The organism is Dyella sp. ASV21, assembly GCF_016428975.1.
GTDB lineage: Bacteria > Pseudomonadota > Gammaproteobacteria > Xanthomonadales > Rhodanobacteraceae > Dyella.
The window spans coordinates 68937-93919 of record NZ_JAELTT010000012.1 but is presented as its reverse complement, the minus strand read 5'-3'; the positions used below and the strand labels follow the sequence as shown (position 1 = coordinate 93919).

Genomic DNA, 24983 nt, shown 5'->3' with positions numbered 1-24983 from the left:
TCGCCTCGGTGCCGAAGACCCTAAGGCTGACAACGCCGCCGGCCGAGCAAGTCCCGACGGAGCCGAGACCGAAAGTGGTCCCGGGCATCACCTTCCTCACCAAGAAGCCCCCGGCCAAGCCGAGGCCGTTCCCAGAGGATGACCCCCAGACTCGGATGTGCGTGGAGAAGGCCTCGACCATCTTCCACGTGGAGACCATGCCGCTTTACGTCATTCTCGACGTCGAAGGCGGTACCGTCGGCGAGAACTCCAAGCTAAACAAGGATCTCTCGTACGACATCGGAAAGGCCCAGATCAATTCTCAGCATCTGGGTAAGCTCGCAGCGCGGGGAATCGACGAAGCGACGCTACGGAACAATCTCTGCGTCAACATCTTCGTCCAGGCATGGCTATACAAGGATGGGAGGAGTCGGAGCAAGACCATGGCTGAAGCGATCGCGCTCTACCATTCGCCGACACCAGAAGTGCAAGCCGTGTACCTGCAGTTAATCGAACACGCCATCGAGCGCCGACAGGCGCGGATGGCCCAGCAATCCTCGGAGAAGATTTGATCATGGCCTATAAGCGTTCTGACATCTTGAGCCACCTGGCCATCATCCAGCACCACATTCCGCAGGCAATGTCGGTGACCACCGACATTGTCGGCAACGTCGTGAGCCAGTCCCAGAACTCGCTGACGATCCAACGCACGACTGGCGCAAAGAATCTGCGCTTGGACCTCACGCCGCATGCCATGCACGAAGGCCGCGCTATCGAGCGCCTCGTCGCTGCAACCAGCCTCAACAAAGCTGCGGCGGAGGAGATCTACTGGGCCGGACGGGAGCTGTTCAAGCTCAACCCGCGCGGCTCCTGGTGCGCAAGCACCACCGATGCCCCCGCAAAGGATTTCGGCACCCCGGAGTCCGTGACGGACCTGCACCCCTATGTGCGCGAATGTCTCGCGCGTCTGAGTCGCATGGTTCCGGCGGCTGATCTGATGATCTGCGACTCGTCGACCAAGAAGGGTCAGGACGGACGCCCTCGCAAGCGCCAATGGATCCGGTTCACGAAGGGTGACAAGTACGAGCTGGCTGCCATCGACACGGCTTCGATCTCGGCGCACGTCGCTGACGGGTTCGTGCCGCGCCCGAGCGAGTTCCTGCAGGCCAACCAGTTGCGCATGGCTGCATGGGCCAAGCAGCTGGAAGTGAGCCTGGACGATCTGCCGGAGATCTTGCACGTGGCCGGCTTTGCCGCGGTGCAACTGGGCTTCGAAGAAGTCGCTCTGCAGCGAGCCTAACCATCAACCGATGTTCGCCGTAAGGCCGCAGGAGGCCGGCCTTCAGGGGAAGAGATGACGAAGTCCGAGTTAGTAGAAAAGATCCACGCAGCAACAGGAATGAGCCGTTGCGCCGCTATGAAGGTGGTCAACGCGATGACGAGGATCATCACGCAACACGTCGCTGAGGGTGAGTCGGTCCAGATCTCCGGCTTTGGGCAGTTCCAGGCCAAGGCATGGCCCGCCCGTTCCGGGAAGGATCCGCGCACGCGCGAACCCGTATGGCTCCCGGAAACGAAAGTGCCAGCGTTCAAGCCCAGCGCACAATTCAAATCGGCCGTGCGCCTTGGCTACGCGGTCACGGGGGACGAGGATGGCTAATCGAGCGGGACACCGGCAGGCCTGGGCAGATTTCCTGCGCGAGTCGCATGGCACGTGCACGGCCGCGCGCGCGCCTCAGCCGGCAGTAAAGGCCGTTCGCCCGACGGCGGGTCCGCAGCGCTTACGCAGTCGTGCCACCGCTTCGTCGCTGCTTGCGAACCTCTTGAGCGCGACACGCGAGGACGCCGAGATCCCCGAGATCCAGGTTGTCGACGTTTTGGTGGTGGGCAAGCCGCGTATGACCCAACGCGATCGCTGGCAGAAGCGTCCTGCCGTGCTTCGGTACCGCGCCTTCTGCGACGAGCTGCGATTGCGCCGCGTTCGAGTCCCGAACCGGTCTGGGGCGATCTGCATCCTCCCGATGCCGCCGTCCTGGTCCGAGAAGACCAAGGCCGCCATGAACGGCTTGCCGCACCTGCAGAAGCCCGACAAGGACAACATCGAGAAGGCCATCGCGGACGCATTGAAGGCCAACGACCAGACGATCTGGGACGGCGCCGCGTGCAAGTACTGGGGCTATGCACCCAGGTTGATCATCGTGCGTAGGGACGCCGCCTCAACGTGGGTAGTGCCCGATAGATGCGATCCCGCGTGGTTGCCGGCGAAATGACGTGCCCACCGAACGCGATGCTGACCTTCTTTGCGCAACTGCGGTGCCGGGCAAGCTGACGTTCGGTGCCATCCCGAGACCCATGCCGTGAACGCAGAGCTTCGAACCCGACCCGTCGACAAAGCCGTGATGTACACAGCACTGCAGCAGGGCTACACGCCGTTGCAGGCACGCGTGATCGCTGGCCGAGTAGCAGGTGTCCAGGATGTGGCGGGTTTGATCAATCCGGCGGTGAAGTCGCTTGATCCGCCGGACCTGTTGCCTGACATCGACATCGCCGCGAAGGTGCTCGCGGACGCGGTGATGTGTCCCGACACGACAATCGTCGGTCTCACCGATCACGACTGCGATGGATCAACCAGCGGTAGCGTTTTTCGCTTAGCGATGATCGACTACTTCGGTGTTCCTGCTCACCGCGTCGTCAACATGCAGTCCCACCGCATGCGCGAAGGCTATGGCGTGAGTGAATCTGTGGTCGAGCGACTGCTGGAACGAGTCAAGTTGCCGTGTGTTGTGTGCACCGGAGACCAAGGCTCGGGGGATGAGCCGCGGATTGCGCAACTGAAGGCGGCAGGGATTCCTGTTGTGGTGACCGATCACCACGGGGTTGAAGGCAAAGGGCCGCCGTCTGCCGCTGCTTGCGTCAACCCAGCCCGTGAGGACAGCATTTTCCAAGACAAATTGATTGCCGGCGTCCACGTCATGTTTCTGGTGATGTGTGCAGTTCGGCGAGAGCTGATCGCACGCGGCGCACTTCCGCAGAGCGCGCCATCGCTCGCCCCGCTCCTGGCGTGGAGTTGCATAGGAACGACTGCTGACGCTGTATCGCTCGGCAAATCTCGGAACAACCGCGCCATCATTCGTCATGGCCTTCACCTCATGAATTCATCTGCGCGCGCGCCGTGGATTGCGGCAAAGCGCGTGCAGGGCAACGACGGTCCTTTTAAGACGAAGGACTTGTCCCACTTCTTATGTGCCATGGTGAATGCGCGCGGCCGCATGGGGGACGCAATCGCGTCTATCGATTTCCTCGTATCCAACGATCAGGCGCAAGCGGACTATCTTGCTGAGCTGCTCAAGGCCGAGAACGAGTCGCGCAAGCTCGTGGAGCGCGAGATGACGAAGGTCGCGCGCGAGATCGCAGAGGTCCAAGCAGAAGCGGGTGTTCCCGCTATCGTCGTCCACCTCGCCGACGGGCACAGCGGGGTGCACGGCATCACCGCCTCGCGCCTTGTCGAAGCCTTCGGCCGTCCAGTGTGCTGCCTCTCGCCCAAGCAGGGGCATCCCGGCCTGGTAACCGGATCGCTGCGGACCATCGAAGGTGTACACGTGCGCAGCGCTCTCGCTGAGGTGGACCGTGCTGAGCCAGGCTGCCTTCTCGGATGGGGTGGTCATGCCGGCGCTGGAGGCCTTCAGATGCAGGAGGCCAACATCGAGCGATTCCACGAAGCCTTCTGTCGCGCGGTGCTGAAGCAGCGGGACACCACGAACGCACAGCCGGTGGTTTGGTCGGATGGCTCCTTGGGGCGCCCGCCAACACTTGATGTCATCGCTGAGCTTGATGCGCTTGAACCCTATGGGCGTGAGTTCGAGTCGCCGAGCTTCACGGACGCGTTCCGCGTGCTGAGCGTCAAGCCGGTGGGAGACGGGTCCCACTTGAAGTTGGAGCTCGTCGATCAAGACGGCGTCGCTCAGCGCGGCATCTGGTTTCGGGCGATGGAGCCGGGGCACGAAGCGCCCGTCGCCGTGGGACAGCACATTGAGGCCACGTATCAGGTGGCCGCCAACACTTTTCGTGGGCGCACGTACGTCGACCTTCAGGTCGCACACGCCCGCGTGATCGCCTAAAGGACGGAGAGAGAGATGAGCAAGGGAAAGAAGCGGAAAGGGGCTGTCAAGTCACCTGCGGAGGCAGTGCCTGCGCCGACCCGCAATCGCGGTTGGATGCTCGTCGGTGCAGGGTTGGTGGCGGTGGCTGCGTGCGCCGCTATTGCGCTCTGGCCAAGCCCGGCGCCGGTAGCAGTGAGCAGCGCGGCGCCCGAGCGCCCGATTCGCGACACACCGTGGCCAGCGGAACACACGGACGTGCAGGTCGACTTGGCGAGCGGTTTGCGCCTGGCGTCGCCGGCGGTTATCGAGTCTAGCGAGCGGGACATCGACGCATCCGTGTCGAGGGCCGACCTTGACCAACCGGGTTTGTCCATCCGGATTGATGGCTCCTCTGTGGATACCATGGTCGACTCCATCAACCAGATCACCGCTGCCCTGCCGGAGACGCAGTCGAAGGCATTTCAGAAGGCTGTGCGGCTGATCATGGTGGCAAACCTGCCCATCGAGCAGATGCGCGCGCAGCACATTCTTCCCGAGACGGTGCCGCAAGAGAAATTGATCGCGGGGGCTCGCCGAGATCTCTCAGGTCGAAATGCACTGGAGGTTCTCCAGATCGCCCAGGCGAAGCTTGAGCGCTACCGTGCCCAGCAGAGTCAGTATGCCGCCGGCGAGATGCCAGCTGGTGCGGGCGGTGGGCAGTAATCGAGAAGGACCGTGAGCAGCTCGTGGGGCATCATGGCCGAGCTGCGGGTCCTAGTCGGACCGGATAGCATAAAATCTATTATACAATTTATGCTATCCGCGTCCGGCTCGTAACGTACGGAATTGATTGGGTTTACAGAGGAGCACCGAACGCGCCGACGAACGTCGACCGGTCGAAGTTCCCCGTCCAGATTCCTCGGCGCTTGAACTTGGCGTCCGACTCCTGCGGTGTGTAGGCCCGCGTGTAGTTCGAATCAGCAATCGCCCACCCGTTGCGCACCAGGTCGCCGGCCACATCCAGCGGGCCTACGAAGCACTGCGCGACCATCCGGCCGGCGTTGTCGTTGCCCTTGTCGAAACAGGCGACTTCGTGCAGGCCGAGGAACTGGCGGAGAGCGGTAAGCGACTCGGTCCCGCACGACCAGGAGACCTGGCCGGTCACGCACGGCACCTGGCTCTGGGGCACGGCAACTCCCCACAAGACGACGGTGCGCCCCTGCAGCTGGAAGCTGTTCGCCGACACCACTGCCGGTAGGCCAACGATGGCGCCGCGCTTGGCGTTCTCTCTCGTCTGCTTGTCCGTGGGGTCAACAGGTGCCGGTGGGGCGACCTGGCGCGTCACCGCCGAGCCGCCGCTGCTGGTCGACGAGCTGCGGGTGGCAGGCTGTACCACATCCTTGAGGGCACGACCCACGGCATTCGTGTCGTCGATACGGTCAAGCATGTGTTCGTCGGCCGCTACGGTGCCGTCGCCCGAGGGCAAGCCGTCATGCTTCGTCCATTGCTGGAACATCACGAAGCCAAAGACGGCAGTGCCCGCTAGCGCGAACGCGGTGAAAAGGCCCCGGTTCTGGGGCTTCGACTTCTTTGCCATTTCGTCCTTTCCTGTGACCAAGTGAAGAAAGGGTAGACGCGGAGGCTCCACGGCAAATGGCGAAACGGCGCGTTCTTTCGGGGGGTTTTTCTGTGGTCGTCGTTTGACTATTGCTGCATTATCGGTTCAGGAAAAGGCAAGCCGAGGCGAGCCTTTTCCGCGTCAAAACGGAAGCTCACCAAAGGAAGACAGGTATGTCCCGGACCAGCCGTGCAACGAACAAGAACGGCGAAACCAAGCGAGGGGAAAGTCGCCTGCCGATACCCAGCCCTGCCGAGGCGTACTACCTCGCCCAGGTGATGGATTCGCGCGAAGTGGCGACTCGCCTTGTCGGGCTCCTGCCGACCGACGGCCCGGAGACCGACTCGCATCGCCACATCCGCCGCGAGATCGAGCGCCTGCATACCCGGTCGGGCACTGCCTGGGACTCGTTTCTCCTGCAGGCCTGTTCCAATCCTGCCGAGCGCTCCGCACTAGATGCCATGGGCATGCCGGATCAGGTGGAGATCAGTGCAGACGATGGCATGCCAGTGGCGGTGTGGAACGACCTTGAGGAGGGTGCCGCTGGGATGTGGAACAACGGGCTGACGATCGCGGTCGCCGCTGGCGCCACGACCTTCACTCCGACCGTGCCCTTTCGCGAAGTCCGAACGGCTTCGCTTCCTGAAGGCACGGCGTTCATCCGAATCACGGATCACCGGCATGCGGCAACTGCCGCTATCGAGAACGTCCTCGCGGCGATGACGGTCGATATCGACACGCATGTGCGCAACTGCCCCCCGAACACCGCGTGGCGCCGTCTGGCCCACTTGGTTGGGTTCTACAACAAGGCGGTCCGCCTGACCGCCAAGTCGTTGGGCGAGGACGAGTACCGCGACTGGGAGCGTCGAGCGCCCAAGTCGGTGCAGATCGAAGTGATGGCGCAGGCGGTGGTTGCCGGCGCGTGGACCGCGCGGGCGCAGCAGATCGTGGCGCTGCAGCTGGTCGCCCAGCTCTTGGCCAACACGATGTCCGAATGCGAGCGGGCAGACCTGGAAGGCGGTGAGGAGGCATGGGTACCGGCCACTTTGGATGCCATGGACCGGTCCACCCGAGTGATCGCCGACATGATGCGCGGCTACAACATGGTGCTGATGGCCTGCAACGGGAAGAAGTCGCCGAACTTCGAGCCGATGACCATCGCCCGTCCGCTGCCCCGCGGCTTGCCGCTGCTTGCCGTCATCCCGAAGTCGGACGCCGTTACGCCGATCAGTCGGTAACGGCTCCCTTGATCACCACGCGCCGGAGCAAGTCCACGCGCACCCGCCTTGACTGCCGGCGGCCCGTCATCACCGTGATGATGTGGCCGCCGCGCTCTGCAGCATCGACCGTTGCCCGACGCTGAGCCGCTCTCCCGCGCGCTTGGATCCTCTCCGCACTTTCCCCAGTCCCAATGAGCGGCACCAGGAAGAGACGAGAGAGATCCTCCAGCTCGCCAGATCGGCGGGCGTCTGTGGCCAGCAGCGTGCGCCCGCCAAGGGTGATCTTCTGGGTGTAGGGGTCGAATCCCGTGATGTGCCACGGCGCCGCCGGTTCGGTCTCCAAGCGCTTGCGCGCGTCCGCGACCTGATCCTGTACTTCTTCAACGCGCTGGCGGATCTCGCGCGCCGCGGCGCTCAGGAGTTCACCCCACGCCCCGAGCGCGGCAAATCCGCCGAGTGCGTCGTCCGGTAGCGACAACGCGATAGCGAAGGTCGGATAGTCGGCGATTCCCAAGAGTTCGTTGGCCACTGTCGGGTGCCCAGCAAGCGAAAGGCCGTCTGGCACGAAGTCGCTCGACCGGATGCCGATGACGACCTTTGGCCCTTCCTCCTGGATGACTCGCACGCCGGGGAGCCCGGCGCGGGTCAGCAGGTGGCGGATATCTGCGCTGGAGAGTTGCTCAAGCATGGCCATAGATTACCCATGCGCAGGCTCCCGCCCAAGCCAGGGGCTGCTCAGCGAAAGGCGGGGTCGCCGGCGTTGTCACCCTCACGCTCGTCGAGCCAGCGCTCGTAGGGCATCACTTGGTCGAGCTGGAACCGTGCCAGATCCGCCAAGCGGCCTATGTGGTAGCTGCCCTCCCCAGTGCGGAGGGTTTCCACGGGGATCATGTCGTAGTTGACCGGGTCGGCGCTGTACGCCTTCTCGCCATTGTGCAAGACCGGCACAGCCTCTTCGCTGCCCATCCGCGCGAGATCGTCATCGGACATCGACTGCTTCTCGCCCTCGTCGATCATCTTCATGAGTTGCGTGTCGGACACCACTACAACGAACTCGGCTTCGCCGTGCCCGTCGAGGAACAGTAGACCGGTGGGCTCTGGCACGAGGTACATCTCGACGGGCTCGATGTTCAAGGACTTGATGATGGTCTCCATTGCCTCGCGGTCCCAGAGCACTCGGTAGTCCTCACGAGACAGCGCATGACTCACAGTCGAGAAGGCGCGAGCGAAGTACCGCCACTGCAGGTCAGCGATCGTCTTCATCAGAACGTCGGGCGCGTTGGAGTCGGACTTCTCTATGTAGCGATCGATCAGACCGTCGTTGAAGGCCTTGATCACCGTCGCCTTATCCGCCTGGCCAGTCAGCAGCACGCGGCCAATGTTGGCGGTGCCGCAGGTCTGTAGGAAATTGAGGCCGGTCATTTCAGGCATCGCATAGTCGGCGACCAGGACGGACGGCATGGCGAATCGGCGCTCGTCGTACATGATGCGCTTGATCATGGCCACATCGAGAACGAGCTCGTTGTCCGTGCCGTGCGCGTCCTTGCGGTGGTGGACTAGGCCCGCGAGCGCCGCCGGACCACCACGGGCGCTGTCGATGGCGTCGAGCGCGTCGCCTGCGGACGCGAAGCCCTCAACGAACACATCAGGTTCGAGGTGCGGACGCATGACGCGCAGGTACGTCTCGTGGTCGTCCACGTGGATGACGCGTGTCGGGAAGAAGAATGGCGGGACGGGGCTAGGTAGGTTACGGAGCACCGGTGTCGGCCTTGTTTGAGGTTGGGAAAGTGATGTCAAAGCGGGTGAAGATCCCGCTCTTGGAGGAGCACTTGATCTGCCCGCCCATCTGGGCCACGGCCTCCTGGCAGTAAGCGAGACCAATCCCCAAAGCGGTTTCTGGTCGTTCCTTACCGGACACGAAGCGATGGAAAATCCGAGGCAACAGCTCCGGAGAGATGCCTTGGCCCGTGTCGAAGATGGTGATGCGGCCGACGCCGGCATTGGGCCGGTCGACCTGGATATGCACGAGCGCTTCCTGCTTGCGCGCGGTGTAGTGAAGCGCGTTCTTCACGAGGTTGAAGATAACGTTCGTGAGCGCTGGCGCTGATCCGGTGAAGACGAAGGTGTCCTTGACGGCCACACGCACGCGATCGCGCTCTGTGGCGGATCCATAAGGGTACCGGTTCAGCGCAGCCTCGACCGTCGCGCCGGCGTCTACTTCCGTGTCCTTCCCGCGCTCGGCAAATTGCGCCGCGGCGAGCAACATCTCGATGGTCACCATCGCGTGCTCCGCCTCGTTGGCCACCGTATCGGCCATGTCGCGGATGACACCAAACGTGCTCGATCGCATCTTTGGCTTGATGAGGCCGGCCTTGACCGCCGCCTCGTACCCGCCCAGTAGCTCCGGGAGGTGTTTGGCCAGGCCGGTACCGGCCAGCCGGATGGACGCGAGCGGCGTGCGCATTTCGTGGGCGATGGTCGCGCTCGTCGCGCGTAGGCTGTCGCCGCGGGAGTGCTCAGCAATAGATCGGCTCAAGTTACACACGATGGCTGTGATCAAAGCGAACCCCCAGACCATGAAGAGTGGTCCGAGCGGATGCATGGGTACGTCGGGGTGGCCGCCGAGGAACCAGCAGAGCCCCGCAAGGAACCAGCCGATCAGAAGGGCGTAAATGCTCACCCGCACTTCAAACAGAAGGAAGACCAGAAAGGTAGATGTGAGCTGAGTCATCACCCACACCGTGGTCATGCCGTTCATCAGCATCATGTAGGTGGTGAAGAGGGGCAGGCTGACGATGATGCAAGGCAGCCAGTAAAGGGGCAGCAGGTCGCGCAAGCGCGGCGGCAGGTAGCCTGCCAGAAGGAGCGGGAGACTCAGGACGGCCACGACCAGGCGCCATCCGAGGTTCTCGTAGGGCTGCGGGAAGACGTAGCCCCAGATCAGGTAGAAGAGGGGGAAGGAGGCAACAGTCACCGCGCCGAGAAGCGGCATTCTCCGCTCGGCGAATCGGGCGCTGTGACGCAGGGTCGCGTTCAAGCGCATGAGAGCGCCATGAACCCGCGCCTTCAATCCTTCCAACACCAGCAGCTCCCTTGGCGGCCATCGGCGATCCTGGCGGGCCAGGACCCGCCGCGGCGTCCATTGTCGCCAAAACCGGCCGAACTTTGCCCGCCGGGCCCCGGATTCATGATCTGAGGGATGAACGAGACCGCCCCGCACCCCTCCGACTGGTACGCCCCGCTGCGGGACGTGCGCTCCCTCGGCTCCATGGCCCGCCGCCCGGGCTCCCTGGCCGGCCTGCACCTGGCCCGGCAGGAGCACCTGTCCCAGTTCTTCACCCCGGACAACGTCGCTGCCTTCATGTGGCGCCTCGCCCAGCCCGCGATGGCGGCTGCCCTGGAGCGGGCGCCGGGTAGCCGGGTGGCTGTGTTCGACAACTCGGTCGGCTCCGGACGGTTGCTCCAGTTCGCCGACCCCGAGCGGCACGTCATTGGCGGCGCCGACATTCACGCGCCCACCGTCGAGCAGCTGGTCGACCGGGCGACCTCCGCGGGCTTCGAGATGGAGCTGCGGACGCTTGCCCTTGAGGATCAGCGGGCCTCTGGTTGGGGGGTGGGTCTCATCAACCCGCCGTTTTCGGTACATCTGGAGTCGCCTTTGCTGGTTGGCGGCGAGACGACGTGCGCCGGCCGCTTTGGCCCGCATACGTCCGCCATTAGCCACGCCTACGCCCTCGAGCGAGCCCTTGACGCGTGTGATCTGGTGATTGCCCTGCTGCCCACCTCGTTCGCCGCCACCCTCAAGGGGCACGCGGCGTTCGGGGAGAAGCTCAAAGCGATATATCGGCTGGGTGGTTCAGTTTTTAAGTCCGAGACCGCCGTTGTTGACGTTTCGGTCGCTGTCTTCGGTGCCGGCCCGGCGCTGCCCGTGATGATGGACCTGGTTTCCCTGGACGCCGATCTGCCTCCGCTCCCGATCCGCTGCTCAAACACCCATGAACGGCCGCCCGAGCTGCGATCCATCCGTGTAAATCCGTCGGAGCCGGTGATCACCCTCGCCCCGACTGGCACTGACGCTGTACGCCTGACCCACAGCGGCCGAAAGCTGCAGCTGCATTTCCGCTGCGGTCTGGTCCAGGCGAAGGTGATGAACAGCCTGCTCCGATCCGTCCTGCCGCCTCGTTTGCCGGAGGAGGGCCGCTACCCAGTGGGCGTGAAATATGCCGGGCAGGGTGTCTTTGACCTTGAGCTCGTCCTTGCCCAGCCTGATCCGCTGGCGGCGTGGGGAGATATCCTCGAGGCAGTCCGCGCCGCCGGCGGCCGGCCACTCCCCGACCCGGGCATTTTGGGGTACCTGCGCCGCCGTCGCCGACTCTACGACCGCGCGGCTACCCCTCTGGGCCGTGTGGCGCTGATCCATGGGCCGGGCGCCAGTGGCAACCTGACCGCGACCCCGAAGGAAGCCATTCAATGTAACCCCGCTCGCTGGGGCTCCGGTCTTTTCCTGCCGGGACAGGAGGTCAGCTTCGCCTATGAGGGCGGCGTCTACACGGCCACGCACCCGACCTCCGGCGAGGTGCTCTCGCTCGAGGAGAGCGCCTTCTTGCGCAGCTTCCGGATGCTGAGCGAGGTCTCCTCTGGTCCGCAGTGGACGACGATTCACGACAGCCGCGAGATCAAGTACCCGGAGCTGGCCAAGCAGATCCGCTTGCGCCTGGAGCGGACGGGTGGCGCGGCGGTGGCGAGCTGGACCTATCAGCAGGCCGACGTCGTTGAAATGCTGGTGGCCCGTTCGGGCATCGTGGCCTTTCAGATGGGCCTGGGTAAGACGCGCGCGGCGATCGCGCTTTGCCTCGCGGGCGGCAAGCGCAATCTGATCTGCGTTGAGGCTCACCTCATCGACGAGATCCTGACCGAGCTGCGCGCGGTCGGCGTGCCGGCGGACGAGTACCAGGTGATCCGGTCACCGGAGGACTGTGCAAACCTGCGCCGAATTAACCTGATCTCGTATTCGCGCCTGCGGATGCCGATCAGTGATGCGCACGCCCGCCGCACCTATGCAAGCTTGCTGCGCCGTCGCATCGCGACGATGGTTTGCGACGAGGCGCACCTGTTGCGCAATCGCTTCTCGGCGCAGACGCGCGCGGTCTACATGGTCAGCCCCAAGCGTCGCTACGGCATGACCGGGACGCCCATCGCGAACATGCCGCGCGACCTCCTTCCCCAGTTGCAGTGGGTCGGCGGCGACGGTACGGCGATCCAGCCGTTCGGCTTCTATCGCCCCTACCTCACGCCTGATCTCCTGCATTCGATGCACTCGGCGCGACGCGGCACGGATGTCTTTCGTGATGAGCACGTGGTCACCGAGTGGGTTACCGCGCAATTTGAGGAGGATTTCACTGGCGGCAAGCGCGAGGTTCCGAAGCTGGCCAACCTCGCCGCCCTCCGAGCTTGGACCGCGCCTTTCATCAAGCGTCGCATTGCGCAGGAACCGGAGGTGTCGTCGTACATCAGAACGCCGGCCTACGATGTGCTTCACCACGAACTGAGCTGGGATGACAACCATCTCGGCTACTGGCTGACGATCGCTGATGACTTTGCCGCCTGGTATCGCGACATGCGCGCCAGGTCGGGGGACAGCGGCAAGCAAATCAACCTGGTGGCGCTGCTCGCGCGCATCGGCGCTGTGCTGATGGCCGGCAACTATCCGCAGTACGGCATCAAGGGGTTCCCGACGTACGGTCAGATGACCAGCAAGCAGCGCTTCACCGTGGAGCGCGCCGTGTCGTGTGCACAGGACGGTCACAAGACGATGGTGTTCGTGGAGAACCCAGGGCTTGCCGAGTGCTTGGCCCGCTCGATCAATCAACAGGGTGCGCTGGCCCGGGCGTTCCACGGAAAGATGTCGATCACGGAACGCAATCAGCTGCTGGCCAAGGGTTTCAGGCGTGGCCCAGTGGAAGTGTTGGTGTGCACCTATGGCGTGGTGCAGACGGGGCTGAATATCCCCGAGGCATCCCGAGGCATCTTCGGCTCCCGTGCCTGGACCACAAAGACCGAAATGCAGGCGCGCTACCGCATGCTCCGTCCGCAGCAGACGCAGCGTTGCCAGTTCGAAACGCTGGAACTGCCGGGGAGCCTCGATACCTATCAGGCAATGATGCTGGCCTTTAAGCAGGACGCCTCGGGTGCGGCGGTCGATTACCTCACGCCTGAACTCGACGATGCCGAGTTCCTTCACTTGGACACCGTCGTTGAACGCTTTGTCGAAGGCCTGGCCGCGCGCCGCGGGCTTAAGTCTCACGACCTCAGGGAGAAGTTGAAGCATGCAGCATAAGAAGAACACAGGTCGCGTCGTCCTGGGCGAGGACACTGCCACCTTTTACCGCCACGGTGTGTCGTCTCCCGACGTGGCGAAGATTCTCGGTCGCGAGACGACACAAGAAGCGGAGACGATCTATCTGGATCGCCGGGTTCACTTCGATGATGGCGCGGAATTCAGTGACGGGTGGATTGCGGCGGGTGCGTTCGTCACGCAGTTGACGCGGCCCTTGCAGAATCTCGCTCAACTATGAGAATCGCACCGCCGGGCCATTGTTGGGTCACTTCCCAGCAACATGGTGCCCGCGAATGCTCTCTGTCCGCCTCGAAAATACCAGCAACGGCAGCTTCAAGTTCTACGGCCTTTCGATAGCGACCGTCGCCGGTGGCCACGAAGTCAAAACCGAATACGGGCGCATCGGTGGTTCATCCAATCACGGGTCGGCAGGCATCTTCGCCAGCCACGCTGACGCGGTGCGCGAGCTTGAGAAGGTAGCCAAAAGCAAGGTCCGCAAGGGGTACGTGGAGACCGAGCGCACGGACGCGGCCGGTGTGGCCACCACGATTCCGAAGCCCGCCGCTTCGATGCAAGACCTGATCTTTCAGATTGACCTGCAACTGCTCGCACCGTCGTCGGTGGACTCAGAAGCGCTGATCGCCGATCCGGCTTACATGATGCAGGAGAAGCACGACGGCGAGCGCTGCCCGATTGGCTTCTGGCCGGGGGAAGTCCTCGCCGCCAATAAGAAGGGCAAGCAGCGCATCGTCCCAACAAAGGCAGTCGAGCTATCCAAGGTCTTCAACTTCACGGGTGAGACCGTCATCGACTGTGAGGTGGTCGGAGAGACCATCTACGTTTTCGACCTCCTCAAGTTCCAGGGCGAGGACATTCGCCAGCTTCCATTCCGCTCGCGCTACGCGAAGCTGGAACAGTGGATTCGGGAGGTTGGGGACTATCTGGTGCTAAGCCACGCGACGACGTTCACCGCGTCCAAGCGCCGAACCTACGAAGCGCTCAAGGCGGGCGGTGCCGAAGGCGTGGTGTTCAAGCGGGGTTCTGCTGCCTACATCGCCGGCATCAGCAAGTCCGATGGCGACGCGCTCAAGGTGAAGTTCGTCGAGTCTGCCACCGTGCGCGTGTGCAGCGTCCATCCGACTAAGCGCAGCGTGGGCATCGAAGTCCATGACGGGCAGACCTGGATCGACATCGGCAACGTAACCATTCCGCCGAACCACCAGGTGCCCGCAGTCGGTGCGCTTGTCGAGGTGATCTATCTCTACCTCGCGAGACAGGGGGGATCGCTGTACCAGCCCGTCTACAAGGGCGAGCGCGATGACGTGTCCGTTGACGACTGCACGCTCGCGCAAATCAAGATCAAGGGCGAGGCGCGCCAAGCCGCCTGATCGGCTCCGCAGTTTTGCTTGCATCTTTTTTCCGGGCTTCGGCGCGGTGAAATCAAAACACTTCCAACGGAGCTTGCCATGTCCTTTCTCAACTCTCTCAAGCCGCTGCTCAAGGGGCAGTCGGAGGTCACGATCACGCTGAAGCCGACCGACAAGGGCTTCAGCCTCCTCGTCATTCCGAAGCTGGCCGACATGCAGGCGGAGACGAACGACGACGAACTCGCTCACCTGCAAGCAGTGCTCGCGCTGCCCTTTGTCATCACCGCGCCCCAGGACGCCGACCTCGACGATCAGATGGCCTCCGCCATCGCGCTGTACGACGCAGAGCGTCAACCGGCGCTGACGGCCATCGAGGCATATCGCCAGAAGGTTGCCGAAGCCAAGGAGGCAGCAGCGAAGGCAGCGGCGGAAGCGAAGAACAAGCCCAAGCCGGGTGTGAAGCCCGCCAAAGCCTCGACACCCGCCAAGACCACCGCAGCGGCACCGGCACCTGCCGCACCGCCGGCAGCGGACTTGTTCAGTGTCGCGGCCGACGCGGCGGCGACGGCACCGGCTGCGGCGGACGCGACCAGCAACGAATCGTCCAGCAACAAAGAAAGCTCCGAGGCCGATCCGGCTGAAACCGCGACGGAGTCGTTGGACGAAAGCACCGATCAGGACACCGAGGAGGAGACCGAAGAATGAACACCGCCATCGACCCCACGCTCTCCCAAATTCAGCGCCTGCCGCGCCGATTCCGTCTCCCGACCGGCACGACGTTGGAGGACATTGACCCGAGCATGTCGCCTGAGCAGGTGCTGGCCGCGTTCGTCCCGAACTATCCCTACCTCGCGAACGCCACGCTCGGCGAGCCGAGCGAGGAAGCTGGTGCGCTCGTCTACTCGATCCGCAAGCCCACGGTGCAGACCAAGGGCGCACCGGGCAGCCGCGAGAAGAAGCGCGTGGCGGACACCATTGCGCGCCTAAGCAACTGGGCGGGTACGCCGCAGGAGGTATCCCGAACCTCCGCATGGAAGGCGGTGTTCGACCGTTGCCGTCACATCGCCGAGGAAGCCCCTTCGCCCGTCAAGTCCGCCTATCTGCCCTTGGTGTAAATCATGCTCTTGTCGATCCCCCGCCTCGACGCAGGCGCATACGTTCACACGCTGCGCATGTCCTCGGAAGTCCTCAGTGGCGTCTCAGACAACGCTCGCGCGACGGCTGCACGCACGGTCATCAAGGCCCTGCACGCGGGCGTGGTCAAGCCGAGTGACGTGGACCGCGCCCTACGTCAGCGGGGCAATCGACTGTTCGCACTCATGGCCGCGCACGCAACCCTGCCCGAGGTTCCCGCGCTGCCGCGCAAGGCGCTAAAGGCGACGAAGGACGTTAGGGTACTCACGCAGCAGGTCGTGGACGGGCTCGCGGCATGGCTGCGCGCGTTCCACCTGTCGGGTGACTTGACGGCGGAGGAGGTGACCGAAGCCGTTGAGTCCGGCGCGGACCAGAACCTGGCCGAATGTGCCATGCGAGGTTGGACGAGGTTCTTCGAGCGCACTTGCACGGAAGCCGCTATTCCTCATCCCGAGAAGGTCTATAGCTGCTACGACGTGCTGCCCGCGCCGTTGCACCGAGCTTTCGCGTGCATGAAGGACAGCTATGCCATCGACGGGGCGTTCAGCAATAGCGAGGGCGACGTGGGCGACGGCATCGTGGTGTTGATGGATGACACGCCTTTCGTTGGGTTCCCGGTGAATCCTGCGACTGAACCGGCTCTCTACGCCGAGGTGCATCGCCTGTGGGACCACATTTCCGCAGGCGGGCATGGTCTGACAATGATGGAGACTCAGCACGCCGCCAATTACGTTCTTGGCTCGATGGACGAAGGTCTGAGCGACCTTGAGCAAAAGGTGACGTGGGAGGGAAGCGAGCCGTCGTATGACGCCGACGCTTTGGAGGGCCTGACCGACTGCTGGGGATGGGGTGGCCCTGACGACATCGACCGGGACAATCTGCGTGAAATCCTGAAGTTTCGCCGCGCAGCCAGAAAGGCCGCTGACCGAGCGGCTGATGCCAACCGAAAGCCTCTGCCGAAGCGAGGGGCGGGCGCGCGATTGCTGAAGGGGTTGAACGCCGTTGCGGAAGCCGTGCACGCGACGGAGCGCACGCGCATCGACCGGGTGATACGCGACCACGCGGACGGCATGGCGTTCTACGCCACGATCACCCCAACGCAATGCGCACTGGACGAACTCTATGAACACGCGATGCAGGGGCATGGCGAGGAAGCCCATGCGGTTCACCTCGCGCCGAGCAGCATGAAGAAACCGAGCGAACTTTTGGCTGTGGCGAAGGCGGCAATTATCAGTGCGTCAGCCGCAATTGCCGCCATCAGCTACCTCGTGGAGTTTGAATATGCCCAAGGCCCTCGTATCGACCGCATCTGAGGAACAGTTCAAGAACTGCGCCGCCAAGTCCATCGCAACAAAGCTCGCGCTGCTCTTTCACTGCCGCCCCCACACCAACACCCTGGAGCTGGTTACGTCGCACACCGTGACCGACGTGAGCGGTGCTCCGATCATTGGACCAGGCAGCCCGCTGACCCGCGCTGATGAGGCCGAAGTCATCAAGCTTCTCCTGTCCCGTCTGGACGAGATCACAGAAGCGACGGTGTTCCCCGACTACCTGCTTTACAAAGACCCCTACAACCTCGTCTGGTGGTGGCCATCCACCCAGCGCGCGATGCACGTCCGCGACCCCGAGGGGAACCCGAAGACCCTCAACGTGGTCTGGCCGAATCTCGTGTTCAAGGTCGTCGAGCGCACTCTCTACATCGCTTCGTTCGCCGGGGATGGTGCGACGCGTCCCACCGGCGAGACGGAGCTGATGCAGTCGGCCCTACCGAACATCTACGCCGATGGGCGAGTGTGCACGGGCGACGCGGTTCTGCCACTCGGCTGCACGCTGGCGGACATGGAACAGTGGGAGGCGGTGATCTTCGACACCGCCTTCACCCATTCGAACAATCGCCACGCGCTGCAAGCGGACAAGCAGGGTGTCACGCAGGACGTGTGCGACTTCTGGGCGAAGCTTGACGGTGTGAATCAGCCGTTCCCTGAAGATCGACCCGCACCGTTGGGCGTGCGCCTGAAAGACTGGCTGGTCGGCAAGCCCTCGGATCACCACTGAGGGCCGCGCCATGACGACTGATAAGCGCGACGACGTGCTCGTCGCAGTGTGTCCTCCCATTCCGATTCCGCGATTCGGGTCGCTGGACGACCTGGCAGTCGGTCGCAAGCGATTCCTCTTGGCGGCGGACGGAGTGTATCTGGAGGTTCGCAGCGAGGCGCTCCACGCCCGTCTGCGCATATCGGCAGTGGCGCTTCCCTATGGGCCGACTGAGGAGTTCTTGCGCCCAACCGGCGGTCCGTTGGATGTCTCGTGGCTTGGCCAGCTTGCGAACATCGCTCTGCGCGACGGCACGCAGGAGGTGGCTGCGGGCGTGGTGCGGGGGGCGAATGGTTGGACGCTTGTGCAACCGCCCGTGCTCTCAGCTAGCGGAAGCCATGTGCGCTACATGGACGTGTTCGACGACAAGTCGCTCCTGATCGACATGCACAGCCACGGCGCGCACGCCGAGTATTTCTCCGCCACCGACGACCTGTCCGATCTGAGCCGTGAGGGTCCGTACATTGCGGTCGTTCTTGGGCGCTGCGAATCACGTGAGACGCTCAAATCGTGCATTCGGTTTGTATGCCCTCCCTATCTGATTCCTCTTTCGTCAGGCGATCTGACGCGCCTCGGAGTGCTCTGATGTCGAACGTGTTTCCAGCGCCCACGTCTTTGATTGGCAGCGAGCGCACCCGTGTCACCGTGGTAGGTCTGGGTGGCACTGGTAGCCACTTTGCGGAAGGGCTGGCGCGCCTTCAGCACACGCTCATGGCGCTCGGGCATCCGGGGTTTGACGTGACGCTGATGGATGGCGACACCGTGGGGCGCGCGAACGTGGGGCGTCAGCGCTTCTACGAGGCGGACATAGGTGCATCCAAGGTCATGTGCTTGGTCCAGCGCATCAACCAAGCGTATGGCTTCGCGTGGAAACCGGAGCATCGCTTCTTCGCTCCGAACGAGTTGCGCACCACGTACCGCGTGCCGGACCTTCTCGTGACCTGTACGGACAAGGCGGCCGTGCGCGCCGCCATCGGCCAGATGGGTACGAAGGCGGGGAAAGGGTTGCTCTGGCTCGACTTCGGCAACGGCCCGAAAACCGGGCAGGTGATGCTGGGGCACCTTGGCGACTGCGAAGCGCCGTTGCGCTTGCCCAACGTGTTCGACCTCTACCCCGAGCTGGCCAGCATGGAGCAGGTGGACAGCGAGGAGCCGTCGTGCTCAATGGAGGAGGCGATTACCCGGCAGGAGTTCCCCATCAACCAGCAGGTGGCCATGCTGGGAATCTCAATGCTGTGGACGCTGATCCGGCACGGTCAGCTCGACCATCACGGCTACCACGTCGAAACGCACCCGGCGGTCATCACGCGGCCGATGAAGATCGACCCGGAGGCATGGGCCTTCTATGGCTACCAGCCGAAGCCGAAGAAGGGAAGAAAGAAGGATTGAGGGCTGACAACCCGCGCGGCTGTCGGCTCGCGACGGGAAACCCCCGTTTAAGGACGGGGAGTTTTGGGCATGGATGACGAGGGGCGGCGGAGATACTGCCGTCGCCTCCGGACTAGGTAGAGGAGAGAGGAATGTCAGTGAGCGTCACGGTAATTCGCGCGGGTCTCCCCAAGACCTGCACCACCCAGGCCGAGTTTGCGTCGGCGCTGGGCATCGCCTGCACGGCAGACAACGGGCTCGGCGTGCCGCGCGCGTCACTCGACGACGTGGACGTGGAAGCCATCGCTTCTGCTGCAGGGTTTCGTGTAACCGATGAGCCGTATGGCACGGACTACACGCTGCGACCCGATGTCCAGCGTCAGCCGGCCGCTAGGGCCGCGTAGTTTCGATTCGAATTTTGCGCGGTGGTTTGATACCGCACGATGCTATTCAAGTGGTGCGGCGTGCCGGATCGTCCTTAGGGCACGAACTTTCCCGTTTCCATCAAGAGAAGGTCGCGTCGGTTGCTCCAACAAATGGAAGTAACCATTGCTCTAACAATTGGCACGAATGAGGAAAAATCCCTATGTCGCGTGGCATCAACAAAGTCATCATCGTTGGCAACCTTGGCGCGGACCCCGAGACGCGCTACACCGGGAACGGCACTGCGATCACCAGCATCCGCATCGCAACGTCCGAGAACTGGACCGACAAGCAGAGCGGCGAGAAGCAGGAGCGCACCGAGTGGCATCGCGTGAAGCTGTTCGGCCGCTTGGCTGAAATCGCTGGCGAGTATTTGAAGAAGGGTCGCCAGATCTACGTCGAAGGGTCGCTGCGCACTGACAAGTACACGGACAAGGACGGTGTTGAGCGCTTCAGCACTGACATCATCGCCAATGAGATGCAGATGCTTGGTGGTGGCCAGGGTGACGGCGACGGCCAGCGTAGCAATGGCGGCGGCAATCGCCAGCAGCACAGCAACAACGGCGGCGGCAATCGCCACGGCAACGGCGGTGGAAACGGCAACGGCAATGGCGGCCACCAGCGCCAGGGTGGCTACGGCGGTGGAAACGGTGGCGGCAACGGTGGTGGCCAAACGCGCGGTGGCGACAACTATGGCGGTGGTCAGCAGCGCGGTGGCAACGGCGGTGGCAATGGCGATGGTGGGAACTACGGCGGTAACACCCGCTACGGCAACAGTGGCGGCGGTGGCGGTGGTGGCGGTGGTGGCGGATTTGGAGAAGACGACATTCCCTTCCACCAACATGCCTTTCGCTCGCTAGTTCTCTAACAATCCATTAGGTGTGGGCTTCGCGGCCCGCACCTTTTTCATGCGTGAGTCCTTATGTCATTCCTATTCTCTGTAGTCGTGGTGGCACTGCTGATTATCTTCGGCATTGGCATGCTGCTCGGGTTCGCGCGCCGTGAAGTCAATCGGCGCACACATGGCGCAGTTGCACCGTGGCAATCCAAATCGCCCGCGCCACAGGACGAGAAGCGCCAGTAATGGACAGCGCGACTGCATCTAAGCCCAATGCGGATAGTGCGGCCATCGCTGCGCTGCAGGCGTTTGGCGTCGAGCGGCCTTCGCAGATTCCCTTGCTCTTGCCTGTTGGATACGATGATTTTGCAGCACCGTACCGGACCGTTGAGTCATTGGAGCATGGCGTGCCTACAGCGGTCGAGGTTGTCGCCGTTGATTCACCGACGCGGTGCAGCGGCGGCATTGATCGCGTGCGCTTCAAGATCGTCGACGAGACGGGAAGCCGCTACACGGTCACGCTTTACGGGGAAGATCCAGAACTCGGCAAGGGCATCACGGAAGGCGTTGAGCTGTTGATGCTCGTGGTCGCGAAGCCCTGGCAAGGTGGACTCCACCTGACATGCAAAGAGATCGTGGATGCCCACTGGCGAGGTCATGCGCGGCCAACGTATCCGGGCCGAAAGGGCGGCGATACGCGAGAGCGAGTGCGCGCGGTAGTCGCCGGCTACCTGCGCCCGAACGTGCCGCGCGCCACGCAGCACGTCATCAGTCAGCTTGAACCCATCGCACCCATTTCAGACTTGCTCACCTCTGTTGGCTGTCCGGACTGGACGATCGAAGGGCTGATCTGGGAGACGCACCGACCCTCGAGTGCAGCGTCCGGTGAGCACGCTCGCCGCGCCTACATGGAGTTGGCGGCGCTGGCTGCCATTCATCGCAAGCACTCTGGACACCAGTCGCGCCGTGCCACTGCGCACACGGTGCGCTCTCTTGGTCGCCGCGTAGCCCAGCTACCACATCCGCTGACGAACGATCAGCGCGCGGCGGTGAAGGGTATTGCAGCGAAGCTGGCAGAGCCCGTGGCGATGCGCGCGATCCTCGCTGCGGATGTCGGTACCGGGAAATCCTGGGTCGCCCTCGTTCTTGCAGCTGCGCTTGCCGATGTTGGCGCCCGCACGATCATCATGGCCCCGACATATCCGCTGGCCGTGCAGCTCGCGGAGGAGTTCGCGCGTCTCTATCCCGACATCACGTCTTGCCTGGTCGCCGACAACCACGACGACACGCATGCGAGCACAGCAATGGTCGTCGTGGGAACCAGCGCCGTGCTTACCCGAGAGCTTGGCCAGTTCGACTTGGTGGTCGTTGACGAGCAGCAGCGATGGTCCCGCGCCCAGCGCGAGCATTACGTCGCCGCCAACACGCACCTCCTGGAAATGTCCGCGACCTGCATTCCTCGGACGCAGGCGTTGATCCAGTTCGGCAAGGTTGCGGTGTTCCCGATGCGTGAGACTCACGCGCCCAAGACGATCCACACGTACCTTTGGGAAGGCGATGGCGCGGAGATGTTCCGGCAGGTGGCCGGCGCTATCAATGCAGGGCGACCGGTGATGGTCATCTATCCAAAGCGCGAGTCCACTGACGACGGCGCTCTCAAGGGTGCGCGAAAGGACAGGGGGAAGAAGACGCCACAGGCCGGCGGCATCGATGACAGGCACAGCATCGAGAAGGCTCTGCCCCGCTGGGAGGCTAAGTACCCTGGTCGCGTCCGTGCGATGACGGGTGAGGATCTCAATGAAGTCAAAGCGGCAGCGATCGATGACATTCGCGATGGCCGGGCGCAGATACTGCTGACGACAACCGTCGTCGAGGTGGGCATTTCGGTGGCCAACCTGTTCGACATCGTGGTGGTGCATCCGGACCGGTACGGCGTGACGACGCTCCATCAGCTGCGCGGCCGCGTGGCGCGCAACGGTGGGGAGGGGCATTGCCACCTGTGGTGCCCTGGCCCAATCTCGGCAAAGACGCGTGACCGCCTGGATGCCGTGCTGTCCACGACCGACGGCTTCAAGCTGGCCGAAATGGATCTCCAGCAGCGGGGCACCGGCGATCTGGGCTCCGAGTCCAGTACCCAGTCCGGCGCGGACCAGACCATGCTCTTCGGTGTGCCCCTGACGGTGGAGCTGATCGAGTCGGTGATGCCGCACTGGGACTACTTCTCCGGGCGGTCAGTGTCCAGCCAGCCAGGCGACTAGTTGCGCCGGAGGGGCGTTGGCTGGCAGAAAGGGGCTCCACCATCGGAGTAACCCATGAGCATCTTCCCGGTCAGGCCGCGAGAAATTCGCTTTATCAAGCTTGGATCGGGAGGGAAGTGGGAGGCGGGTTGCCGAAAGGAGGGCATCATCCGCTTCGGGTTCGAGACGGCGGATCCGGAGTCCATGGCCATGTGCCGCGAAGGTCGCTGGGACGACTTGGCGGCGGCGTGGCAGGCGGCACGAAAGAGCAAGGGTAGGGGAACGACCGACGCCAATGAGATTCGTCGGTTCTGGACTGATCCTGGCGACATCCTCTGGGTAACGTTCGTTGGGGAGGATCTGTGCTGGGGGTTCCTCGAGCCCGGTGAGCCGGAGCCGTATTCGCCTGGAGACGCAGAAGACCTGTCGACCTTCCGTCGGATCAAAGGCGGTTGGCGTAGCGTCGACGCCGCCGGCGTGCGCCTCGGCAAATCCAACCTACCTGGCTATGTCACGAAGGTCACGGGCTACCGCGGCACGAGCTGCTCCATCGAGGGAAGTTCGCGTCTGCTCGGCCGGATCAATGGGGAGCGAGCGGAGGACGTGGAGAGGGTGGCTGTCGCGCGCCATGAACTGCGCGAAGCGCTCATTCCTCTCATCCAGCGGTTGAACCCGATCGACTTCGAGGTGCTGGTGGACATGATGTTCGCCCGAGCTGGCTGGCGTCGTGTGGGCCACATCGGAAAGACTCAGCGCGACAAGGATCTCGATCTCGAAATGCCACTCACCGGCGAGAAGGCAATCGTGCAGGTGAAGACACAGACGAGCGCAAGTGAGATTGAGGAGTACATCCAGCGCAGCCGAGAGTGGCTCGCATACTCGCGGCTGTTCCTGGTATTCCATTCGCTGAAAGGACAGTTCGCCGGGACGGAGGAGGATGGCGTCACCATCATGGACGGTACCGGTGTTGCTGACCGTGTCGTGGAATTCGGCCTGGTCGACTGGGTGATCGATCGGGTGTTCTGAAGACCACGGGTCTTGACTGGACGGAGGGGGAAACCCAGCCCGAAGATGCAGGTGTTTCCGCCCTCCAGACGAGGACGGGACCCCTAGCCTTGCCGAATCTCCACTCGGCACGGCTATCCCATGCGGAAAACACTGCTCGCCTTGGCAATCACTCTGTCGTTGCCGGGCTTCGCGCGTGCAAGCGCTTTCCTCAACGAAGCGGACGCCGCAGTCCCACCGATCTCGGCGGGTTCCCCGCGCCAAGAGGGCCTGGCTGAAGCGCGGGAGGCTATGGCGCAGGGCACTGATCCCGCGTCGGCAAAGCTCCATGCTCACCGCGCCGAGGAATTGCTCGCCCCCTACGTGTCCGATGGCGACTCAGCGGCATGCTGGCACCTTGGGTACCTCTATGCCTCTGGCCAAGGCCTGCCGCTGGACGTCCGCCGGGGAGAGGCGCTCGTTCGGGTGGCCGCCGACGGCGGTGACGCGGCGGCCGCCTACTGGCTGGCCTCGCGTGAGGTGGAAAGGAAAGGCCACCAGCAGGAAGCCATCAGGCTGTTCTCGCTTGCCGCCGTTCAGGGCCACCTGGGTGCACGCGAAGCACTGAATCGACTGCAGCCCGAGGGCCCTACACCCGAAGCACTGGCACCGACGCCAGCGGCGGTGAGCAGCGCCACCCCGATTCGCTACGAGCTGCCACAACACGCCGACCCGCTGCGCGCGCCGGTGGTGGTTCCCACGGTCCAACCCACCGCGGTAGCACCGACGGCCGCCTCGGACAGCGTGTCCCAGCAGCTGCTTGCGAAAGACGCGCGCATCGCACAGCTGGAAGCCGAAGTAGCCCGCCTCACGCAAAAGGCCGCACCGACCCCGCCCAACGCGGCAGACCTCAATCAGCGCGGCCTCGCGGCCGTGGCGATGGGCGACTACGACGGCGCCGTCACCTTCATGCGGCAGGCGGCGTCGATGGGCGACAGCAGTGCGCGCGCGAACCTCGCCGCGATGTACCTCAACGGTACGGGCGTTCCGCAGGACGCCCGTCTTGGCATCGCGCTGCTCGAAACATCCGCGAAGGACGGAAACGCCGTGGCCGCGGAGAACTTGGCCACCCTCTACGAGTACGGCATGGCCGGCCAGGCTGTCGACTTGGCCAAGGCCACGCGATGGAACAAGCGAGCCGCAGAACTCGGCAGCGGGAAGGCCCGCGCAGCCCTGCAACGCCTGCGCGCCCAGCTCTAACCCACCTACTTGAAGCCCCTCCGATGCACACTTTCGCTCGATCGA

Annotated in this window: 26 protein-coding genes; 22 read left to right on the top strand and 4 right to left on the bottom strand. The window is 63.6% G+C overall.

The window, feature by feature from the left end:
• The 6 genes from JHD67_RS06590 to JHD67_RS06565 all read left to right on the top strand — a co-directional run.
• Positions 1-551 (top strand): lytic transglycosylase domain-containing protein (locus tag JHD67_RS06590; protein WP_199098374.1); only part of this gene is annotated, 551 nt, incomplete at its 5' end.
• Positions 552-553: 2 nt separating this feature from the next.
• Positions 554-1279 carry a hypothetical protein gene (locus JHD67_RS06585; RefSeq protein WP_199039879.1) on the top strand — a complete coding sequence of 242 codons (726 nt, stop codon included), beginning with the start codon at positions 554-556 and terminating at the stop codon, positions 1277-1279.
• Positions 1280-1333: 54 nt separating this feature from the next.
• A complete protein-coding gene (locus JHD67_RS06580) occupies positions 1334-1639 on the top strand; it encodes an HU family DNA-binding protein (protein WP_199039876.1) in 306 nt (101 codons plus the stop codon).
• Positions 1632-2249: a RusA family crossover junction endodeoxyribonuclease gene (locus tag JHD67_RS06575; RefSeq protein ID WP_199039873.1), complete on the top strand. Its 618-nt coding sequence runs from the start codon at positions 1632-1634 to the stop codon at positions 2247-2249. The genes JHD67_RS06580 and JHD67_RS06575 overlap by 8 nt, the downstream gene beginning before the upstream one ends.
• 87 nt (positions 2250-2336) lie before the next feature.
• On the top strand, positions 2337-4097 hold the full coding sequence (locus JHD67_RS22865) for a DHHA1 domain-containing protein (RefSeq protein ID WP_199098373.1): 1761 nt from the start codon (positions 2337-2339) through the stop codon (positions 4095-4097).
• 15 nt (positions 4098-4112) lie between these two features.
• Entirely contained in the window at positions 4113-4781 is a 669-nt protein-coding gene (locus tag JHD67_RS06565; RefSeq protein ID WP_199039867.1) for a DUF6694 family lipoprotein, read from the top strand.
• 133 nt (positions 4782-4914) lie between these two features.
• Here the strand turns inward: JHD67_RS06565 and JHD67_RS06560 are convergent, their stop codons facing one another.
• Positions 4915-5655: a thermonuclease family protein gene (locus tag JHD67_RS06560; protein ID WP_199039864.1), complete on the bottom strand. Its 741-nt coding sequence runs from the start codon at positions 5653-5655 to the stop codon at positions 4915-4917.
• Between the two features lie 194 nt (positions 5656-5849).
• Here JHD67_RS06560 and JHD67_RS06555 point away from each other — a divergent pair, with 194 nt between their 5' ends.
• The gene (locus JHD67_RS06555) at positions 5850-6914 is read left to right on the top strand and encodes a hypothetical protein (protein ID WP_199039862.1); all 1065 of its coding nucleotides are present in this window, start codon (positions 5850-5852) and stop codon (positions 6912-6914) included.
• On the opposite strand, the gene JHD67_RS06550 is transcribed toward JHD67_RS06555, so the two are convergent.
• The 3 genes from JHD67_RS06550 to JHD67_RS06540 are packed head-to-tail and all read right to left on the bottom strand — an operon-like array spanning position 6904 to position 9978.
• Positions 6904-7584 carry a hypothetical protein gene (locus JHD67_RS06550; protein WP_199039860.1) on the bottom strand — a complete coding sequence of 227 codons (681 nt, stop codon included), beginning with the start codon at positions 7582-7584 and terminating at the stop codon, positions 6904-6906. The genes JHD67_RS06555 and JHD67_RS06550 overlap by 11 nt on opposite strands.
• Positions 7585-7631: 47 nt before the next feature.
• Entirely contained in the window at positions 7632-8594 is a 963-nt protein-coding gene (locus JHD67_RS06545) for a hypothetical protein (RefSeq protein WP_199039858.1), read from the bottom strand.
• Positions 8595-8643: 49 nt separating this feature from the next.
• Complete coding sequence (locus tag JHD67_RS06540; protein WP_199039856.1) at positions 8644-9978, bottom strand: HAMP domain-containing sensor histidine kinase; 1335 nt, start codon at positions 9976-9978, stop codon at positions 8644-8646.
• Between the two features lie 117 nt (positions 9979-10095).
• Here JHD67_RS06540 and JHD67_RS06535 point away from each other — a divergent pair, with 117 nt between their 5' ends.
• The 15 genes from JHD67_RS06535 to JHD67_RS06465 all read left to right on the top strand — a co-directional run bounded on the left by JHD67_RS06535 (position 10096) and on the right by JHD67_RS06465 (position 24938).
• The gene (locus tag JHD67_RS06535; RefSeq protein WP_199039854.1) at positions 10096-13233 is read left to right on the top strand and encodes a DEAD/DEAH box helicase; all 3138 of its coding nucleotides are present in this window, start codon (positions 10096-10098) and stop codon (positions 13231-13233) included.
• Positions 13223-13471: a hypothetical protein gene (locus tag JHD67_RS06530; protein WP_199039852.1), complete on the top strand. Its 249-nt coding sequence runs from the start codon at positions 13223-13225 to the stop codon at positions 13469-13471. The genes JHD67_RS06535 and JHD67_RS06530 overlap by 11 nt, the downstream gene beginning before the upstream one ends.
• Before the next feature lie 55 nt (positions 13472-13526).
• Positions 13527-14621 carry a WGR domain-containing protein gene (locus JHD67_RS06525; RefSeq protein ID WP_199039850.1) on the top strand — a complete coding sequence of 365 codons (1095 nt, stop codon included), beginning with the start codon at positions 13527-13529 and terminating at the stop codon, positions 14619-14621.
• A gap of 78 nt (positions 14622-14699) precedes the next feature.
• Positions 14700-15305 carry a hypothetical protein gene (locus JHD67_RS06520; protein ID WP_199039848.1) on the top strand — a complete coding sequence of 202 codons (606 nt, stop codon included), beginning with the start codon at positions 14700-14702 and terminating at the stop codon, positions 15303-15305.
• Positions 15302-15715: a PRTRC system protein C gene (locus JHD67_RS06515; protein ID WP_199039845.1), complete on the top strand. Its 414-nt coding sequence runs from the start codon at positions 15302-15304 to the stop codon at positions 15713-15715. Before JHD67_RS06520 ends, JHD67_RS06515 begins: the two co-directional genes overlap by 4 nt.
• Positions 15716-15718: 3 nt before the next feature.
• Positions 15719-17047 (top strand): hypothetical protein, encoded by a 1329-nt coding sequence (locus JHD67_RS06510; RefSeq protein ID WP_199039842.1) that lies wholly within the window; start codon positions 15719-15721, stop codon positions 17045-17047.
• Positions 17016-17789, top strand: coding sequence for a PRTRC system protein B (locus tag JHD67_RS06505; protein WP_199039839.1), 774 nt, complete (start codon positions 17016-17018; stop codon positions 17787-17789). Before JHD67_RS06510 ends, JHD67_RS06505 begins: the two co-directional genes overlap by 32 nt.
• Before the next feature lie 10 nt (positions 17790-17799).
• Entirely contained in the window at positions 17800-18414 is a 615-nt protein-coding gene (locus JHD67_RS06500; protein WP_199039837.1) for a DUF2016 domain-containing protein, read from the top strand.
• Positions 18414-19217, top strand: a complete 804-nt coding sequence (locus JHD67_RS06495; protein WP_199039835.1) for a PRTRC system ThiF family protein — start codon at positions 18414-18416, stop codon at positions 19215-19217. Before JHD67_RS06500 ends, JHD67_RS06495 begins: the two co-directional genes overlap by 1 nt.
• Positions 19218-19348: 131 nt before the next feature.
• The gene (locus tag JHD67_RS06490) at positions 19349-19600 is read left to right on the top strand and encodes a hypothetical protein (protein ID WP_199039833.1); all 252 of its coding nucleotides are present in this window, start codon (positions 19349-19351) and stop codon (positions 19598-19600) included.
• 182 nt (positions 19601-19782) lie between these two features.
• Positions 19783-20487 carry a single-stranded DNA-binding protein gene (gene ssb, locus JHD67_RS06485; RefSeq protein WP_199039831.1) on the top strand — a complete coding sequence of 235 codons (705 nt, stop codon included), beginning with the start codon at positions 19783-19785 and terminating at the stop codon, positions 20485-20487.
• 54 nt (positions 20488-20541) lie between these two features.
• Positions 20542-20703 (top strand): hypothetical protein, encoded by a 162-nt coding sequence (locus JHD67_RS06480; RefSeq protein WP_199039829.1) that lies wholly within the window; start codon positions 20542-20544, stop codon positions 20701-20703.
• Positions 20703-22715, top strand: coding sequence for a DEAD/DEAH box helicase (locus JHD67_RS06475; RefSeq protein ID WP_199039826.1), 2013 nt, complete (start codon positions 20703-20705; stop codon positions 22713-22715). Before JHD67_RS06480 ends, JHD67_RS06475 begins: the two co-directional genes overlap by 1 nt.
• Before the next feature lie 54 nt (positions 22716-22769).
• Positions 22770-23720, top strand: a complete 951-nt coding sequence (locus JHD67_RS06470; protein ID WP_199039823.1) for a hypothetical protein — start codon at positions 22770-22772, stop codon at positions 23718-23720.
• Positions 23721-23840: 120 nt separating this feature from the next.
• Positions 23841-24938, top strand: a complete 1098-nt coding sequence (locus tag JHD67_RS06465) for a tetratricopeptide repeat protein (protein ID WP_199039820.1) — start codon at positions 23841-23843, stop codon at positions 24936-24938.
• The last annotated feature ends 45 nt before the right edge of the window (positions 24939-24983 follow it).